13 protein-coding genes and 1 pseudogene are annotated in these 17313 nt (G+C 68.4%); 12 read left to right on the top strand and 2 right to left on the bottom strand.

All coding sequences use genetic code 11. The features are described 5' to 3' along the window. Nucleotides 1–466: 466 nt before the first annotated feature. From ACWDX9_RS06180 to ACWDX9_RS06195, 4 genes are all read left to right on the top strand, one after another. On the top strand, nt 467–997 hold the full coding sequence (locus ACWDX9_RS06180) for an NADH-quinone oxidoreductase subunit B (RefSeq protein WP_192789552.1): 531 nt from the start codon (nt 467–469) through the stop codon (nt 995–997). Then, nucleotides 994–1812, top strand: coding sequence for an NADH-quinone oxidoreductase subunit C (locus ACWDX9_RS06185; RefSeq protein ID WP_449949635.1), 819 nt, complete (start codon nt 994–996; stop codon nt 1810–1812). Before ACWDX9_RS06180 ends, ACWDX9_RS06185 begins: the two co-directional genes overlap by 4 nt. After that, nucleotides 1805–2746 (top strand): complex I subunit 1/NuoH family protein, encoded by a 942-nt coding sequence (locus ACWDX9_RS06190; RefSeq protein ID WP_449949637.1) that lies wholly within the window; start codon nt 1805–1807, stop codon nt 2744–2746. The genes ACWDX9_RS06185 and ACWDX9_RS06190 overlap by 8 nt, the downstream gene beginning before the upstream one ends. Before the next feature lie 63 nt (nt 2747–2809). Then, on the top strand, nt 2810–3769 hold the full coding sequence (locus tag ACWDX9_RS06195; protein WP_449949639.1) for a hypothetical protein: 960 nt from the start codon (nt 2810–2812) through the stop codon (nt 3767–3769). A gap of 437 nt (nt 3770–4206) precedes the next feature. On the opposite strand, the gene ACWDX9_RS06200 is transcribed toward ACWDX9_RS06195, so the two are convergent. After that, complete coding sequence (locus ACWDX9_RS06200; RefSeq protein ID WP_449949642.1) at nt 4207–5559, bottom strand: serine/threonine-protein kinase; 1353 nt, start codon at nt 5557–5559, stop codon at nt 4207–4209. 313 nt (nt 5560–5872) lie between these two features. On the opposite strand from ACWDX9_RS06200, the gene ACWDX9_RS06205 reads away from it, so the two are divergent. From ACWDX9_RS06205 to ACWDX9_RS06240, 8 genes and pseudogenes are all read left to right on the top strand, one after another. After that, the gene (locus ACWDX9_RS06205; protein WP_449949700.1) at nt 5873–7171 is read left to right on the top strand and encodes a 4Fe-4S binding protein; all 1299 of its coding nucleotides are present in this window, start codon (nt 5873–5875) and stop codon (nt 7169–7171) included. Further along, on the top strand, nt 7168–7971 hold the full coding sequence (locus ACWDX9_RS06210; protein WP_449949644.1) for an NADH-quinone oxidoreductase subunit J: 804 nt from the start codon (nt 7168–7170) through the stop codon (nt 7969–7971). The genes ACWDX9_RS06205 and ACWDX9_RS06210 overlap by 4 nt, the downstream gene beginning before the upstream one ends. After that, nucleotides 7971–8273, top strand: a pseudogene (gene nuoK / locus ACWDX9_RS06215) (NADH-quinone oxidoreductase subunit NuoK); the annotation flags it as partial. The gene ACWDX9_RS06210 and the pseudogene nuoK, both read left to right, overlap by 1 nt. Nucleotides 8274–8602: 329 nt before the next feature. Beyond that, nucleotides 8603–10699 (top strand): NADH-quinone oxidoreductase subunit L, encoded by a 2097-nt coding sequence (locus ACWDX9_RS06220; protein ID WP_449949647.1) that lies wholly within the window; start codon nt 8603–8605, stop codon nt 10697–10699. A 136-nt stretch (nt 10700–10835) separates the two neighbouring features. Next, nucleotides 10836–12608: an NADH-quinone oxidoreductase subunit M gene (locus ACWDX9_RS06225; protein ID WP_449949703.1), complete on the top strand. Its 1773-nt coding sequence runs from the start codon at nt 10836–10838 to the stop codon at nt 12606–12608. After that, nucleotides 12605–14191 (top strand): NADH-quinone oxidoreductase subunit N, encoded by a 1587-nt coding sequence (locus tag ACWDX9_RS06230; protein ID WP_449949650.1) that lies wholly within the window; start codon nt 12605–12607, stop codon nt 14189–14191. Before ACWDX9_RS06225 ends, ACWDX9_RS06230 begins: the two co-directional genes overlap by 4 nt. A gap of 130 nt (nt 14192–14321) precedes the next feature. Then, nucleotides 14322–15173, top strand: coding sequence for a zinc metalloprotease HtpX (htpX, locus tag ACWDX9_RS06235; protein WP_364264265.1), 852 nt, complete (start codon nt 14322–14324; stop codon nt 15171–15173). A 3-nt stretch (nt 15174–15176) separates the two neighbouring features. After that, nucleotides 15177–16661 (top strand): hypothetical protein, encoded by a 1485-nt coding sequence (locus tag ACWDX9_RS06240; protein WP_449949652.1) that lies wholly within the window; start codon nt 15177–15179, stop codon nt 16659–16661. On the opposite strand, the gene ACWDX9_RS06245 is transcribed toward ACWDX9_RS06240, so the two are convergent. Further along, nucleotides 16636–17109, bottom strand: coding sequence for an NUDIX hydrolase (locus ACWDX9_RS06245; protein WP_449949654.1), 474 nt, complete (start codon nt 17107–17109; stop codon nt 16636–16638). The genes ACWDX9_RS06240 and ACWDX9_RS06245 overlap by 26 nt on opposite strands. Between the last annotated feature and the right edge of the window lie 204 nt (nt 17110–17313).

The raw sequence follows: 17313 nt of genomic DNA on the forward strand, positions 1-17313 counted from the left end.
CCTTCACCGTCACCCGCACCTTCACCTGCACGGTGCCTCCACCTTCACCTGCACGGTGCCTCCACCTTCACCTGCACGGTGCCTCCACCACAGTGCGCCTTCACCTGCACCCTCCGCTTCGCCTCCACTCTCGCCTTCTCCACACCCTCACCTTCACCCCTGCCCCCGTTTCACCTCCGCCTTCGCCCTGCGCGTCGCCCTGCGCGTGGCCCTGCGCGTTCGCCTGCGCCTCGCTTTGGCCTCCGCCCTCCGCCTCCGCCTCCGCCTCCGCCTCCGCTGAGTTCCCACCTGCGCCTGAGCTCCTGCCTGCGCCCCGGCCGGATCCGCGCCGATGGGACCCGCGCCCTGCTGGAGCCCCACCCCGCCCGCGCCCCCTCTCACCGCTCACCCATCCCAAGAACTCCCCAACCACCCCCCAACCGAAGATTCCTTTGCCTGACCTGCGATCCGCGCAAGAATGGTCAACATGGCAGCAACAGACCTCCCGATGCCCACCGTGGGCCCGATCTCCAGGTTGGCGCCCAAGCCGATGCGCTTCGTGCTCAACTGGGGCCGGCGCTACTCACTGTGGGTGTTCAACTTCGGGCTGGCCTGCTGCGCCATCGAGTTCATCGCGACCTCGATGAGCAGGCACGACTTCATCAGGTTCGGCGTGATCCCGTTCGCGAACGGCCCGCGCCAGGCCGACCTGATGATCGTCTCCGGCACGGTCACCGACAAGATGGCCCCGGCGGTCAAGCGGCTCTACGAGCAGATGCCCGACCCCAAATACGTGATCTCGTTCGGCGCCTGCTCCAACTCCGGCGGCCCCTACTGGGACTCCTACTGCGTGACCAACGGCGTGGACCAGATCATCCCCGTCGACGTGTACGTCCCCGGCTGCCCGCCCCGCCCTGAGGCTCTCCTGTACGGGATCATGAAACTCCAGGAGAAGATCGCCGACGAGAAGCTCAGCGACCGGTACGTGTGGTCCCGCTCCCACGGGGAGGACGCGTGACCACCGAGGGAACCCCGGACCGACCGGACAACACCCCCGACCCCTCGAACGCCTCCAACCCCCACGACCAGCAACCACCCGAGCGGCCCGAACCCCACCCACCCACGCAGCCGTCCGAGGGGTCCGGAACACGCCCATCCGAGCAGCCCGGGAGTCGCCCGCCCGCACAGCCGTCCGAGCGGCCCAAAACCCACCCATCCACACAACCGACGGACGCCGGCACCCAGCAGCCGACGCCGCATCAACCCCCCGACACCACCGGCCTCCCTGGTGGTCTCACCCAGGTAAAGGCCCGGTTCGGGGACCGTGCCGAGATCTCCGAGTCCTACGGCGACACCACGATCGACGTGGCCCCCGCCGACTGGATCGAGCTCCTGACATTCGTCCGAGACGACCTCGGCTATGCGTTCTTCGACTGGCTGACCGGCGTGGACGACCCGCCGGAGGCCTTCCTCGTCGTGGCCCACGTCTACAACCTGACCGCCGGAGCACGCCTGCTCCTCCGCACCCGCGTACCCCGCGAAGACCCCCACCTCCCCACCGCGGTAGGCGTCTACCGGGGCGCGAACTGGCACGAGCGCGAGACGTACGAGATGTTCGGCGTGATCTTCGACGATCACCCCTACCTCGTGCCCCTCCTCCTGCCCGACGGGTTCGAGGGCCACCCGCTCCGCAAGGATTTCATCCTCGCCGCCCGCGTGGCCAAGCCGTGGCCCGGCGCCAAGGAGCCCGGCGAATCGGGACATGGCGCACCGAGCCGCCGCAAGACACTTCCGCCAGGAGTTCCAGCCGACTGGGGGCCGCCCGATGCTTGAAGTGGTGCTGAGCTTCGCCGTCATCCTCATCGTGTTCCTGGTTCTGCCGCTGATCGTCGGCCAGACCGAGCACAAGGTCATGGCTCACATGCAGTCGCGGCTGGGCCCCATGTACGCGGGTCGTTTCCACGGTTGGGCGCAGCTCATCGCCGACGGGGTGAAGTTCGCGCAGAAGGAGGACGTCATCCCGGCCGCGGCCGACCGCCGCATTTTCATGATCGCCCCCGGCGTGGCGCTCGTCCCGTACCTCGTCGTCCTGATCGCCATCCCCATCGACCGTGGCCGCGTGGCCGTGAACCTCGACCTCGGCCTCTTCTTCGTCCTCGCCGTCATGGGCATCGGCGTCCTCGGCTCGATCATGGCCGGGTGGGCCTCGGCCAACAAATACTCGGTCCTCGGCGGGATGCGTTCGGCCGCCCAGCTCATGTCGTACGAGCTGCCGCTGGTCCTGGCGGCCTCGTCCGTCGCCATGGCCGCGGGCACGCTGTCGATTCCCGGCATCGTCGAGGCGTGGCAATGGTGGTGGCTGCCGTGGCAGGCCGTCGGCGGCGTCGTCTTCTTCCTGGCGGGGCTCGCCGAACTGCGCCGCCCCCCGTTCGACATGCCGATCGCCGAGTCCGAGATCATCATGGGCCCGATGACCGAGTACACGGGCATGCGCTTCGCGCTGTTCATGCTCTCCGAGTACGTCGGGATCGTGGTTCTGTCGTTCCTGACCACCGTTCTGTTCCTGGGCGGCTGGCACGGCCCGTTCCTCCCTGGCTGGCTGTGGACTCTGATCAAGGTCTTCGCGCTGTCGTTCGTGGTGATCTGGCTACGCGTCACGTTCCCCCGACTGCGCGAGGACCAGCTGCAAAAGCTCGCCTGGGCCATCCTGGTCCCCCTGGCCCTTGGCCAACTGGCCCTGACCGGCATCATCAAGGTTCTCTTCTAGAGGCGAAACTTTAGGTTCGCTTTATTCGTCGTACCTGGGCAGGGGGCCTTTGGGGGTATGACTATGGACCATCTCGTCCCGATCTCAGGCGCGACAAAGGGCGAACTCCGCCCGGAAACCGTTCTGACATCACACGACCGAACCTTGGTCGTCACCGACGTTGCTTCAGACCATTCCGTACGCGTGACACCTGCGAGCCTCTACCACTACACCTGCGAGCAGGTCACCACCAAAACCGGCAAGCTACAACCCGTGCAAGGCATAGCGGCCCTGGACGCGGACGGCCTGGTCCTGCTCGACCTGCCGGGCGAGTGGCACAAGCCCGACCTGGAGCTTTTCGCGCACAGGGCAGGCATCCCATTGCTGGACGCCCGCTCCTACCCTCCGGCCCGCGTACGCGCCGTCCTGGCAAGCCGCGCTCCTGGCTGGCAACGCTTACGCGGCCTCCGACCGTTATTTCCGCGCAAATGGCATAAACCGGTGGCCATTTGTGCGGGAATCGCAGGCATGGTCCTCATGGCCTACCTCGCGTCTCTGGGAATGTGGGCCGCCTGGCGCGCTGTCTCGTCAATGGGCCGGTTCCTCCTGGAAATGTTTGAATCCAAATGGCTGATGGTCGCCTTCAGCCCCGCACTGCTGGTGTTACGCCCCGTCTTCGGACGAATAACCCGCTGGCGGGCACGCCGAGGCACCCTCCTGCCCTCAGCGGGCCGCGGACCGGACCTCAAAGCAAGCTCCTCCGGCACACTCCAGATCTTCCATGGCACGGAGGTCACGGCCACCCGGCGAATCGGCGCATCCCCGCGCGAAGCCTTCAGCCTGCTCCTTTATCAGTACGACAGCCTCACCGGCCTCTTCATCCTCGACGTAACCGGCAGCCCCCTTCACCACCTCCCGGGCCGGTGGCTCCCCGAACACGCCCACGCCTTCACCAAACGCCACAACCTCTCCCTCGCCGTACACCGCATCTCGCGCGAGGAGTACCTCAACCTCACCAGAGCCACCAAAGAAGCCACCCCCTGACAACCCCGGAGCAGCCGCGACAAGAACAGCAGCGCCCACCCACGCAGCCGAACCAACTCCCGTTGACGGACACCCGCGATCAGCCACCCACACGACAACACGCCCGGAGCCCAACTGGTTGAACGGCCTGCCCGGTCGAGGATCCGCCCGGTTCGGCGGCGCCCAACCAGCCTCAGTGCTCATCACCATCAACGACATCAACAACAGCGCCAACACCCCGGACCAGCGGCGCCCACCCATGTCGAAGGCACGCCGCGATCAACGACGTACCCGGGCCAGAGGCGGCAGCAGCCAACGACGCCGAGAACACTGGCAGATCAACCCCACCTGCTCACCCAGCACGCCCACCCAAGACGCCAAGCGCGTCACACCGCAACCGACAACAACCCATCCCTCCCAAAACCAGGAGGCCGGAGACCGCCTTGGGCGGCAACAACTCAGTGCACGATCGCCAACATCACATCAGACGCCGAAGGCCGATCCTCAGGCCGCTTGTTAAGACAAGACCCCACAACTCCCCGTAAAGCAGGCGACAGTGGCGACAGGTCCGGATGCAGCGTGAGCACCCGGTTGAACACAGCAGGCACGGTGTCCTCCCCGAAGGCAGGCCGCCCCGTAGCCGCAAACATGATCGTCACAGCCCAGCTGAACACATCGGAAGCCGGCCCCACAGCCTCCCCGGTCAGCTGCTCAGGCGACATATAAGGCGGCGTCCCGACCATCTTCCCCGACGTCATCGTCACCTGATCCAGTGCCCGGGCGATCCCGAAGTCGATCACCCGAGGCCCGTCGTTCCCGATCAGCACATTGCTCGGCTTGAAGTCACGATGCACGATCCCCGCCTTGTGGATAGCCGCCAACGCTCCGGCTGTGGATAACGCCAGCCTGGTCAGACTGTCCTCATCACGCGGACCGTGTTTCTTGACGAGCTGCTCCAGCGACGGCCCCTCCACGTATTCGCTGACAATGTAGGCGTGCTGCCCGGAGATGTTCACGTCGAGCACACGGGCTGTGGAAAACGTCGCCACCCGCCGCGCCGCATCGACCTCCCGCGCGAACCTGGCCCGCGCCATCTCATCGACGAGATCGTGCAGCACCTTCACGGCCACTCGCGTCCCGTTGGGCGCCGCGGCCAGATAAACCGCCCCCTGCCCACCGCGCCCGAGCGACTGGAGCACCCGATAGTGCCCGATCCACTCAGGCTCTCCGGGGCGCCGCGGGCGCGACTCGGGCTCGGTCGTACGCCGCCGGTAGTTCTCGCCACGTCCGGGACGTGGCGGATGGGTGTCGGCAGAGTCGGTACGCCGCTGGTACGTCTCGCCCGAGGCGGGGCGCGGCCGAGGCGTCTCAGCAGGGCCGGGATACCGCTGATAGGGTCCGGGCTCCCGATGACCATGCTGATGGGAGGGCGAGGTCGTCCTCTGGTGCAGATTCGTGTGCTTCGGATGCACCGGCCCCCGGAGCCGCGCCCGCGCCATGGTCGGCACCAGGATTCCCGAGTGAATGGCCCCGCCGAGCCAGCTGACGAACAGCCCCAACGAGACCAGCACGGACAGCGGCTGCGGAATGTCTTCGAAGGTGTCGTACGCCAGCGCCGAGATCACGAACGACCCGATGCAGACCAGATAGGCGGACGCCGCGAAGACCTGCCAGATGCTCCGCAGCCAGAACGCGGCGAACCCGATGGTGAACGGGGTCGCCAGCCCGCACGTGAACAGGGGCAGGCAGGCCCAGACGACGGCGGCCGCCCACGCCCCGCCACCGGGACGGACCTGATGGCTCTGCTGCATGGCCGAGAGACTATCGCCCCGGCACGGTTCATACCGGGCATGCACACAGCTTGTGGATAACTCCCCGTCAACCTGTGGACGGCTGTGGAAAACCGGGGACCCTGTCCCCACTCATTTGCCTGCGGGACCAATTGCGTCATGATATTGAAGCATGGGGCGGATACCAGGAGTCGGGCTGGCAAAGGGGCTGTCCATCACCCTTCGCCACATGCTGCGCAAATCGGTGACGCAGCAGTATCCCGAGGTCAAGCCTGCCCTCCCGCCCCGCAGCCGCGGCGTCATCGCCCTGGTCGAGGAGAACTGCACCTCTTGCATGCTCTGTGCCCGAGAGTGCCCCGACTGGTGCATCTACATCGACTCCCACAAGGAGACGATCCCGGCCCCCGAGGGTGGCCGCCCCCGCCAGCGGAACGTCCTCGACCGCTTCGCCATCGACTTCAGCCTGTGCATGTACTGCGGGATATGCATCGAGGTCTGCCCGTTCGACGCCCTCTTCTGGTCTCCGGAGTTCGAGTACGCGGAAGGCGACATCCGCAACCTCATCCACGAGAAGGACAAGCTGGCCGCCTGGACCCAGACCGTCCCCCCGCCTCCGGCCCACGACCCGGGCGCCGAGCCCCCGAAGGAACTCACGGCCGCCCCCCGCCGTCCCGCCGCCCGTACGGCACGCACAGCGGAACCACCCCAGCGCAGAGGTACGGCAGCCGGCCCTTCCCCAGACACGCCGAAGACCCGGCCGGCAGCGGGAACGAGCGACACACCACCCACCCCCGACGCGCTGGACGCAAGGCCCGCAATGGGAGCAAAAGGCCCACAGCCCACAACCAGCCCAGCAGGGCTGCCTGGAACCACATCCGAAGCTGGCGTCCCCGGAACAACGCCTTCGGCTGCCGTCCCGGAAACAACGTCAGAAGCCGATGTTTCCGGAACTACGCCTGCAGCTGGCGCATCCAGGACGACGCCCGGAACCGGCGCATCCGGGACGATTCCCGAATCCAGCACCCCAGGCACGGCCCCCGACGCCTCAGCGACGACGTCCACGCCCGACGCCCAGGACGGGGAGCCCACTGCGGGCGCGCCCGGATCAGGCCCCGCGACCGCTCCGTCACGCACGCCAAGCGGACGCCCACGCCGACCCATCCAGAACGTACGGGGGATCCGTCCTCCAGGCGCCCTCCCATCCCGCGCTCAGGACGACGCCTCTGAGCCGAATGCCGACGTGCCGCGCTCCGCCCTCCCTCCGGAACAGGACCAGACGACCACATCTCGCCCCGCAGGAGAAGGCGAGACGGCCGCAGCCCCCACAACAAAGGACGACAACCCGGCGACCAGCGCGCCCTCCCCAACGGCGGCCACTACCTCGCCCCCCACGGAAGGCGGCGAGACTGGTCCCTCCGCGAAGGAGCCACCCCAGGGACAGGCTTCATCCACAGGGCAGCCGTCCTCAGAAAAGTTGTCCACAGCCTCGGGCGTCCCGCAACCGAAGCCCGAGCCGGAGGAGCAAACTTCTGCCGCGAGCTCCCGCAGGCGCAGGATGGCCGATCCACGGTCCATCCGACCGCCCGGGCGGCTCGGCCCTGACGAGACAAGGGAGTCCGAGGAGGAGTCGTGACCGAAGCGGTGCCCTCCTACCTGTCACCCACCGGGCAAGAGATCGTCTTCTTGCTGCTGGGCGCGGTAGCGGTTGGATCGGCGCTGCTTGTCGTCACGACCAAACAACTCGTCCACGCCGCCCTCTGGCTCGTGGTGTCCTTCGGTGCCCTGGCGGGCTGTTATCTCGTGCTGACCGCCGAGTTCGTGGCCTGGGTCCAGGTGCTGATCTACGTGGGCGCGGTGGTCGTGCTGCTGCTGTTCGGCATCATGCTCACCCGGGCCCCCATCGGCCGCTCCACAGACCTGGACAGCGGCAACCGCCTGGTCGCAGCCCTGGTGGCGGTGGCGACCGCGGCCGTTCTCGTCACGGTGGTGATCGACGGATTCCACACCGCCTACACACCGTTGACCCCAGGCCAGGGAGCCGCGAAGGAGCTGGGCGCCAGTGTGTTCGCCACCTGGGTGCTGCCGTTCGAGGCGCTGTCCGTGCTCCTGCTCGCCGCCCTGATCGGCGCCATCGTCCTGTCCCGTACGGACATCCCCGGCGGCGCGCCGTCCGCTCATACCGGCAGCAACACCCCACCCGACGAGACGAGCGCCGCAAGCTCGCCGACGGAAAAGGACTCGGCACCTCGGCGGGTCGGAGGTCACCCATCCGGGGAGGATGCGCATACGGGGGATAGATCGCCATCCACCCGGAGCGGGGAGAGCTCGCCAGCCCGGCCGGAGACCAGCCCGTCACCCCCCGACACCCAGGACAACTCGGTGCCCGACCGGACCGGGGGCAATCCGCCGCCCGACCAGACCGGGGGTCATTAGTGCACATCGTCTACCCGGCTGTGGTCTCCGCGCTCCTGTTCTCCATCGGCGTCTATGGCGTGCTCGTCCGCCGCAACACGATCCTCGTGCTGATGTCGGTCGAGCTGATGCTCAACGCCGTCAACCTCAACCTGGTGGCGTTCGACGTGTGGCTGGCCGACCGCCTGCACAGCGGCCAGGTCCTCACCCTGTTCGTCATCGTCATCGCGGCCGCCGAGGTGGGCCTGGGCCTCGCGATCGTGCTGGCGCTGTACCGCAACCGCCGCACCGTCGACATCGACCACCTCCGCGACCTCGCCGAACCCACCGACGAACCCACAGAGACGCCGGCGATCGCGGGCACGCCCGCCGACGCCGCGCGCTCAGCAACGACACCGGTACGAGGCCACGCCATCGCCTCGGAACACACCCCTGACCCCGCCGCGTCCGATCCCGCCACGCCCGCCAACACGGTTGAACCCACCGAAGGCCGTCCACGCGCCACCGCCGAGCCCAACGAGCACCACCACACCCAGCCGGCTCAGGCACCCCAAGCAGCCTCAGACGGGACAGGTGAGGCGGATCGGACAGGGCAGGCGGAGACCGAAGGCGGCCGTGGGGACGAGCAGCCCGCCAAGCGAGGTGGCACGCTGTGACGACATTCCCGCTCATCGCCGTGCTCCTGCCCTTCGTCGCCGCCGCGGCAGGGCTCCTGCTCTCCCGCTGGCCCCACCAGCGCCTCAGCGCCCCCTCCAGCACAAGAGGGCCCAAGACACCCAGCCCAGGCGCCCCAGCCGGCAGCCTCGGGACGACGACGCCCGCCTCCGAAGCCACGACATCCACCCCAAAGGCCACAACCCCGGCCCCCGAAACCGCGACCTCCGCGATAGAGGCCACAACGCCCGATCACGAAGCCAGGACAGCCGAGACAACTGCGGCAACCAGAGCGGCGGCCCAGCGAGCCAACACCCGGGCAGCCTGGATCGCGATCCTCCCGACCACGCTCTCAGCGATCCTGGCGGGCTGGCTAGCCTGGGGCCCGGGCGTCGCCTACCTGCACGGCGCGACCACCTCCCCACCCACAGGCCAGACGTACGGCACCATCGTCACCGGCGGCGTCCCGATCACGCTCACCCTCCAGGCCGACAACCTGTCGAGCATCCTCGGCGTCCTGGTCACCCTCGTCGCCCTGGCCGTGCAGGTCTACTCCGTCGGCTACCTCAAGGATGACCCGCGCTACCCCTCCTACAGCGCGTTCATCAGCCTGTTCACCAGTGCCATGCTCCTGGTGGTCTACGCGGGTGACCTCCTGGTCCTCTACGTGGGCTGGGAGATCATGGGCCTCTGCTCGTACCTCCTCATCGGCCACTGGTGGGAAGACCGGAGCAATTCCCGCGCGGCGGTCAAGGCGTTCCTCGTCACCCGCCTGGGCGACGTCGGCTTCCTTTTCGGCATCTTCGTGCTCGGTCTCGCGGCAGGCAGTTTCCGCATCAGCGACGTGCTGGGCAAAGTGCCGGAGATGTCCGCGGCCACGCTCGTGACCGCCACGATGCTCCTGCTGGCCGGTGTGGCGGGCAAGAGCGCCCAGGTCCCGCTGCACACGTGGCTCCCCGACGCCATGGCGGGCCCCACGCCGATCAGTGCCCTGATCCACGCCGCCACCATGGTCGCCGCCGGGATCTTCATCGTGGCCAGGCTGTTCCCCGCGTTTCTCGCGGCCCGGCCCACGCTCGACGTGCTGGCCGTCGTCGCGGCCCTGGGAATGCTGGGCTCGGCGCTGGCCGCGTTGGCCCAGGACGACCTGAAACGCGTGCTCGCCTACTCCACGATCAGCCAGCTCGCGTACATGGCAGGCGGCCTGGCCGCAGGCTCCGACACGGCGGCCATCTTCCACCTGCTGACTCACGGCGCATTCAAGGCCCTGCTGTTCCTGTGCGCGGGTGTGGTGATCCACCACGTCGGCTCCAACCTGATGACCCAGATGGGCGGCCTGCGGCGCGAACTGCCGGTGACGTTCGTGACGATGACGATAGGTTTCGCCGCCTTGATGGGCATCCCTCCGGCCAGCGGCTTCTTCAGCAAGGACGGCATCCTGCTGGCCATGGACCGCGCACTGTCCACCGGTGGCCTGACGGACGCGGCCGCGCTCCTCCTGTACGGCTGCGCACTCGCGACCGTGGCCGTCACCGGCGCGTACGCCACCAGAGCCTGGCTACGCACGTTCTTCGGCCAGGCGCGGGCCGTGGCGCTCCCCGAGCCGGAGCCGGGCACGGCCCACGTCGTGGACGTCACCGAGGCCCCCCGCACAATGCTCGTTCCTGTCGTCGTCCTCGCCGTCCCCGCCCTGCTGCTGGGCTTCGCCGGGGAGCTGCACCTGGACCTCGGCGTGGCCGCCGTCAGCGTCGTGCTCGCCGCACTCGGCGCCGGGACGGTGTACGCGTTCTGGCGCATCGATCCCATCGCCGACCCCGCCCGCCTGCTGGGGCCGTTGCGCGGGCCCTGCGAGCGGGCGTTCTACGTGGACGGCCTCTACGCCGCGCTGTTCGCACGCCCGGTCCTGGCCCTGGCCAGGCTCGTGGTGCGGACGGACGACGTGGTCGTGGACGGGGCGGTGCGCGCGTCCGGCAGGTCGGCGCGCGGATTGTCCGGACTGCTGCGACTGGCCCAGAACGGCAATGTCCAGCTCTACGTGAGCGGCGTGCTGGCCGGTGTCCTGCTGATCGCGGTGGGGGCGGTGATGTTCACATGACGGCCCGGTATCGCCTCGCCTCGCTGCTGAGGCGGTGGTGCTCGCGTGATGGCCTGGTATCGCCTCGGGGCAGAGGCGGTGGCGTTCACATGATGGCCCGGTATCGCCTCGACGCAGAGGCGGAGGTGCTCGCATGATGCCCTGGCTCTCCGTCGCGCTGCTGGCCGTGCCGCTGCTCGGCGCCCTCCTGCTCCTCCTCGCGCCGCACCGGCTCCGGCCGCTGCTGCACACGTACGGACTGACCCTGTCCGGCCTGACGCTGGCACTGGCCGTGCTGATGGCCGCGACGTTCGACTACGCACGGGGCGCGCGGCCGCAGTTCGAGGTCGACCGGGCGTGGATCCCCGGGCTGGGACTCCGCTTCCACCTCGGCGTCGACGGGATCTCGCTGCCGCTGATCGTGCTGACGGCGCTGCTGACGTTCCTGTGCTTTGTCTACCTGTGCTGGGGCGCCGCGCGGAGGGGGTTCGTGGGGGCGCGGCCGAGGGCACTGGTGTTCACGCTGCTGGTGCTCGAAGTGGGCATGATCGGTACATTCCTCGCTCTCGACCTGCTGCTCTTCTTCGTGTTCTTCGAGATCGTCCTCATCCCGATGTACTTCTTGATCGGCATCTGGGGCGGCGAGGGCCGCCGGGCGGCGTCAGTCAAGTTCATCCTGTACACGCTGCTCGGCTCGGTCGTGATGCTGCTCGGCCTGCTGATCGTATGGGCTCAGACCGGCACGCTCGACATCGAGGCACTGAGCGCGGCCCACGGTGCCGGCATGGCGAGGTCTGTGCAGATCGTGGCGTTCGTGGCGATCGGCATCGGCCTGGCGGTGAAGACCCCCATGTGGCCTTTGCACACCTGGCTGCCCGACGCCCACACCGAGGCTCCCACCGTCGGCTCGGTGCTGCTCGCCGGGGTGCTGCTGAAGATGGGCACGTACGGCTTCGCCAGGATCGCCATCCCCATCCTCCCCGAGGGCGCGATGGCAGTGGCTCCGTGGCTCGGTGCGTTCGCCGTGGTGGGCATCATTTATGGCGCTCTGGCCTGCCTGGCCCAGCGTGACCTCAAACGCATGATCGCCTACTCCTCCGTCGGCCACATGGGCTTCGTCCTGCTGGGGTTCGCCACGCTGACCCCGGTCGGCATCAACGGCGCCCTCTTCGCGAACGTCGCCCACGGCCTCATCACCGGCCTGCTGTTCTTCCTGGCCGGGGCGATCAAGGATCGCTACCACACCGCCGACATGCCTTCCCTGGGCGGCGGCATGCTGGCGACGCTGCCGCGGCTGGGCTCGGTGCTCACCTTCGCGTCGATCGCCTCACTGGGGCTGCCGGGGCTGGCCGGGTTCTGGGGGGAGATGCTGGCGCTGTTCGGGGCCTTCCAGCCGGCGAACGGGCTGCCCCGCGCGCTGTTCGTGACGTACATGGCGATCGGGGGTCTGGGGGCGGTCCTGACGGCCGCGTACTTCCTGGTCATGCTGTCCCGTGTGACCCACGGTCGCCCCCGCTTGGACGAGCGGGAAGGCGTCACACCGGACGAGCGTCCCGTCGTACCTCTCGGCTCGACGGCAAGACGCTCGGCGACGGCCACCCTGGAGCCGCCCCCGAGACCGGAGCCCTACGGCGGCCAGAACAAGCCTCCAAGCGCCACCGGGCCCGGCACTCCTCCGGACCACGCCGCACCGTCCGGTGACGACGCGTACCTGGAAGATGCCGGACCCGTGAGCGGCGGCACCCTGCCGGGCGGCGCTCAGCGGGTTACCGGCGCGCCCCGGCAGCAGGCGCCAGATGACATCAGGAGTTACGAGCTGCTGGCATGGACCCCGCTGGTGGCCCTGATCCTGCTCTTCGGGCTCTGGCCCGGCCTCCTCCTGTCGCTCACCACACCGGCCGTGCAGACCCTGCTGGGAGCCGTCTCATGATCCAGCAGATCGACTACTTCGTGATCGCGCCCCCGCTGGCGCTGGCCCTGGTGGCCGGTCTGGTGCTGCTGCTGGACGCCTTCCTCCCGGCCCGCCCCCGTACGAAGCCCGTGCTGGGGATCGTCACGCTGGCAGGCGTCCTGGTCGCGCTGGCCTTCGTCGTCGCCCAGGCGATCAGGGGCGGCCTGCCGCGATCGACCTTCTGCGTCCCGGCCGACCTCGCCGGTCCCACCCGGCTGTGCTCCTTCGTGGCGGACGGCTTCACGCTGGTGTTCGCGGGCATGGTGCTGGTCGCGGCCGTGGTGGTCGTGCTGATGTCGATGACCGAGCTGGCGGCCGGCGGCATCCCGGTGGGTGAGTGGTACTTCCTCCTCCTTTGCACCCTCGTCGGCGCGGTTACCCTGCCCGCCTCCCGAGACCTGATCATGCTTGTGGTGGCGCTCGAGCTGGTCTCGCTCCCGGTCTTCGCTCTCACCGCCATGAAGCGCTACGACGGCCGAGCCTCCGAGGCCGCCGTGAAGCTCTTCGTGGTTTCGGTGGTGTCGACGGCCGTCATGCTGTTCGGCGTCTCGCTTCTGTACGGCATCGCGGGCACGGTCTACCTGTCCCGCCTCGCGGCCGTGTTCAGCGGTCAGGCCCCGGCACCGGGGTTGGCGGAGACCACGACCCTCGCGACGGCCCAGAGTCTGCCCGCCGTCGTCTCGGTCGGAGTCGTGCTCGTCGTGGCGGGGTTCGCCTTCAAGATCGCCGCGGTGCCGTTCCACTCCTGGGCGGCCGACGTCTATCAGGGTGCCCCGATCCCCGTGGCCGCGCTGCTCTCGGTGATCTCCAAGGCGGCCGGATTCGCCGGGTTGATCCTCGTACTGGTCGCCGGACTGTCCGGGCAGGCCGCCACCTGGGCGCCCATTGTCGGGATCATCGCCGCGCTGACCATGACCGCGGGCAACCTGCTCGCCATGCGCCAACGCTCCGCCGTACGCCTGCTGGCCTGGTCCTCCGTCGCGCAGTCGGGCTACATCCTGGCGCCGCTGGCGGTGGCGGCCCAGGGCATAACCCTTCGGCCCGCCAGGGGACCCGGCACATACCCAGCCGGAACCGGGGTCGGCGCGGTCAGCACTTCCATGGCGTACCTGGTCATCTACGCCGCCATGAACCTCGGCGCGTTCGCGGTGGTACTGCTCGTCTCCAGGACCGCCACCCGCAACGAGCTCGACGACTACCGGGGCCTGGCGTTCCGGCGCCCCGCGGCAGGGCTCGCGCTGGCGTTCTGCCTGGTCTGCCTGGCTGGCCTGCCACCGGGCCTGGCCGGGCTCTTCGCCAAGGTGTTCGTCTTCCGCGAGATCGTGGAGGGTGGCTCGGGCTGGCTTGCCCTGATCATGGCCGTCAACACCGTGATCGGGCTCTACTACTACGCCGTCTGGACCGCGCGCCTCTTCACCCCTCCCACGGCACCGGTCCTCGTCCGGCACCGCCCGACGCCCACGACGTGGCTGGCCATCGGCCTGGCCGTGGCAGTGGCCGTGCTGTTCTCGATCGCCCCCCAACTGGTCCTGGACATGACCGCACTGTCCGCCTTCGGTTGAGAAACGGGCCGTGGGTAAGAAGAAGGTCGCGCTCCGCCCGCAGCTGAGCACGCCGGGGAGCGGCTGGGGAACGAAGCACCGGGTCGTGGTCGTTGGAGGAGGTGAACCCAGACCACGAAGGGGGGAAACCTTGCACCACAACGGTCTGCGCACGGCCATCCTGCTGGGCGGCCTGTCGTCGCTGATTGTCGCGGTGGGCGCGTGGTTGGGCGGCGGCGCCGGTGTGCAGATCGCGCTCGTGCTTGCCCTGGCGAGCAACGGAGTCGCCTATTTCTTCTCCGATCGCATCGCCCTGTCGGCCATGCGCGCCAGGCCGGTCAGCGAGGTGGAGCAGCCCACGCTCTACCGGATCGTGCGAGAGCTCTCCACCGAGGCTCGCCAGCCGATGCCGCGCCTGTACATCTCGCCGACGGTGCAGCCGAACGCGTTCGCGACCGGAAGAAGCCCTCGCAAGGCCGCGGTGTGCGTGACGTACGGCCTGACCAAGCTGCTCGATGAGGCCGAGCTGCGCGGAGTGATCGGGCACGAGCTGTCACACGTGTACAACAGGGACATCCTCATCTCCTCCGTAGCCGGCGCGCTGGCCACGATGATCACCTGGATCAGTTACGTGGCCGTGTTCTTCGGTGGCTCGGACGATGACGAGGGGCCGGGCTTCGTGGGCGCGCTGCTGATGATGGTGCTCGGACCGGTGGCGGCCGGGATGGTGCAGATGGCGATCTCCCGGACGAGAGAGTTCCAGGCCGACGAATCGGGTGCCAGACTCACGGGCGACCCGCTCGCACTGGCCTCGGCGCTCCGCAAGATCGAGATGGGTGCCCGCAGGCTTCCGCTCCCCGAGAACAGCCGCCTCACCTCGGCCTCCCACATGATGATCGCGAACCCGTTCAGCGGCTCGGGCTTCGGCCGGCTGTTCTCCACGCATCCACCCACGTCCGAGCGGGTCGCCCGCCTCGAGCGGATGGCCGGCTACCGCCGCTGACCCATGCGCCGATTAACCAAGGCGGAGCGGAGGCTCTGGAACGCGTTCCCCACCGGGCAGACCGTCGAGCTGGGCCCGTTCAAGATCGGTCCGTTCCGTACGGCCGGCGCGAACGCCCCCACGGACGGCCACACGTGGGGGCCCGAACGCTCGATCAGAGCCGAAGTGATCGCCCAGTTGCTCCTCGGCGCCCGCGACACAGGCACCGGCTCGGTCCCGGCGGTACGCCTGCGCGGCGCCCGGATCACCGGCCGGCTCACGATCATCGGCGGCACGATCCCGTACGAACTCAGCCTGATCGGCTGCCATCTGGATGAACCCATCCGTTTCACCGACTCCAACACCCGCACCGTACGCCTGACCGACTGCCGCCTCCCGGGCCTCAGCGGCGGCGGCCTGCGGGTGGCCGGGCACCTCAGCCTGTCCGGCTCGAACATCACGGGCACCGTCCGCCTGAACCGGGCCCAGTTCGAGAGCGGGCTGTGGCTGGGTGGGACCAAGATGACGGCAGACGACGACGAGGGATGGGCGCTCTACGCGAACGCCGTCGTCGTGGACTCCGGCACGTACCTGCGCAACGCCGACATCACCGGAGCAATCGGCCTGCTCGGCGCCCGCCTCAACGGCGGACTCTTCCTGGACGGCGCAACCCTCCGCAATCCCGGCAACCAGGCCCTCATCGCCGACAACATGGTCGTCGAGGACATCATGCGCTGCACCGACGGATTCCTGGCATTGGGCTGCGTACGATTACGCGGAGCGCGAATCAACGGGACACTCTCGCTCGACGGGATCATCCGAAGCCCGGACACCAGCTACGCCCTCCACGCCAGCCACATGGAGCTCCGCGAGCTCTACCTGAAGCCTGCAAAGCCCATCGAAGGCGTTGTCACCCTCGCGCACACCACCGTCGGCACGCTGCACGACAATCCGGACACCTGGCCCGAGAAATTACGTCTGAACGGCCTGACCTACGATCGCCTGCGCGGCTCCGGCGTAACCCGCCGAATCGACTGGGTGGCCCGGGATCCGGAGGGGTTCAGGCCGCAGCCGTACGAGCAACTCGCCGCCTGGTTCCTCAGCGACGGCAACGACGCGCTCGCCCGGCGCACCCAACTCGCCAAACTCCGAGCCCGCCGGCAGACCCAGGGCCTCGGAAGCCGGGCGTGGGGGCGGCTCCTCGACGTCGCGGTCGGGTACGGCTACCGCCCCTGGCTGGCGGGCATGTGGTTCGCCTTGCTGCTCGCGATCGGGACGGTCGTCTTCGCCATTAACCCCCCAAGAGCGCTCAAACCCTCCGAGAGCCCCGATTTCAACGCCTTCGCCTACACCTTCGACCTCCTGCTCCCGATCCCCGCATTCGGGCAACGAGAGCTGTTCGACCCGGGCGGGTGGACGCAGTGGCTCGCGTACGGACTGATCGTCTCCGGCTGGATCCTGGCCACGGCGCTGATCGCCGGCGCTACGCGGATCCTCCGCCCTCAGTGACCTGGCGCAGGATGGACGCGAGATCCGTCGGGAAGAAGGTCTCCTCCGTGCTCTCGAGCTCCTCCGCACTCCACCACCGATAAGCCGTCGTCGTGTCCTTCTCGGTCTGCTCCATGTGATCGAACGACACGACCGCACCGGCCCCCACCCAGATCGCGAAGAACGTCTGATCCTGCGTGACGGCATATTCGGACCAGTTGAACTCGATCACGCTGTTCCCGTACGGCCCGCTGAGCTCGTCCGCATTCGCCCGGATCCCGACCTCCTCGAACAACTCCCGCGCCGCCGCCTCCGGTAACGTCTCGCCATCCTCCGCCGCCCCGCCGATCGTGAACCAGAACGGCTCATCGGGCCTGGCCGGGTCAAAGCCGTGGAGCAGGAGGACTCGATCTTGATCATCAATGGGCAGGGCACGCGCCGTAAAGCGGCGCAGGGGGATCTTCGTCACGTTTACCGAGCTTACGATCGAGCCCCGACATACCGCCCGCCGCCACCCACCATCCTCTAGGGCAATCTGACTGAGGGCGCGATCGGGCTGGACAACCAGCCAGACCCTGGAATTGGACCAGATCAACCTGAAGCACTGCGAAGTCGATCATTCATGTCCATACCACGCAGGTCGGAGATCAAGCGGATGCTGGGCTCAGCCTGA

The sequence above is a fragment of the Nonomuraea sp. NPDC003201 genome (assembly GCF_053590415.1).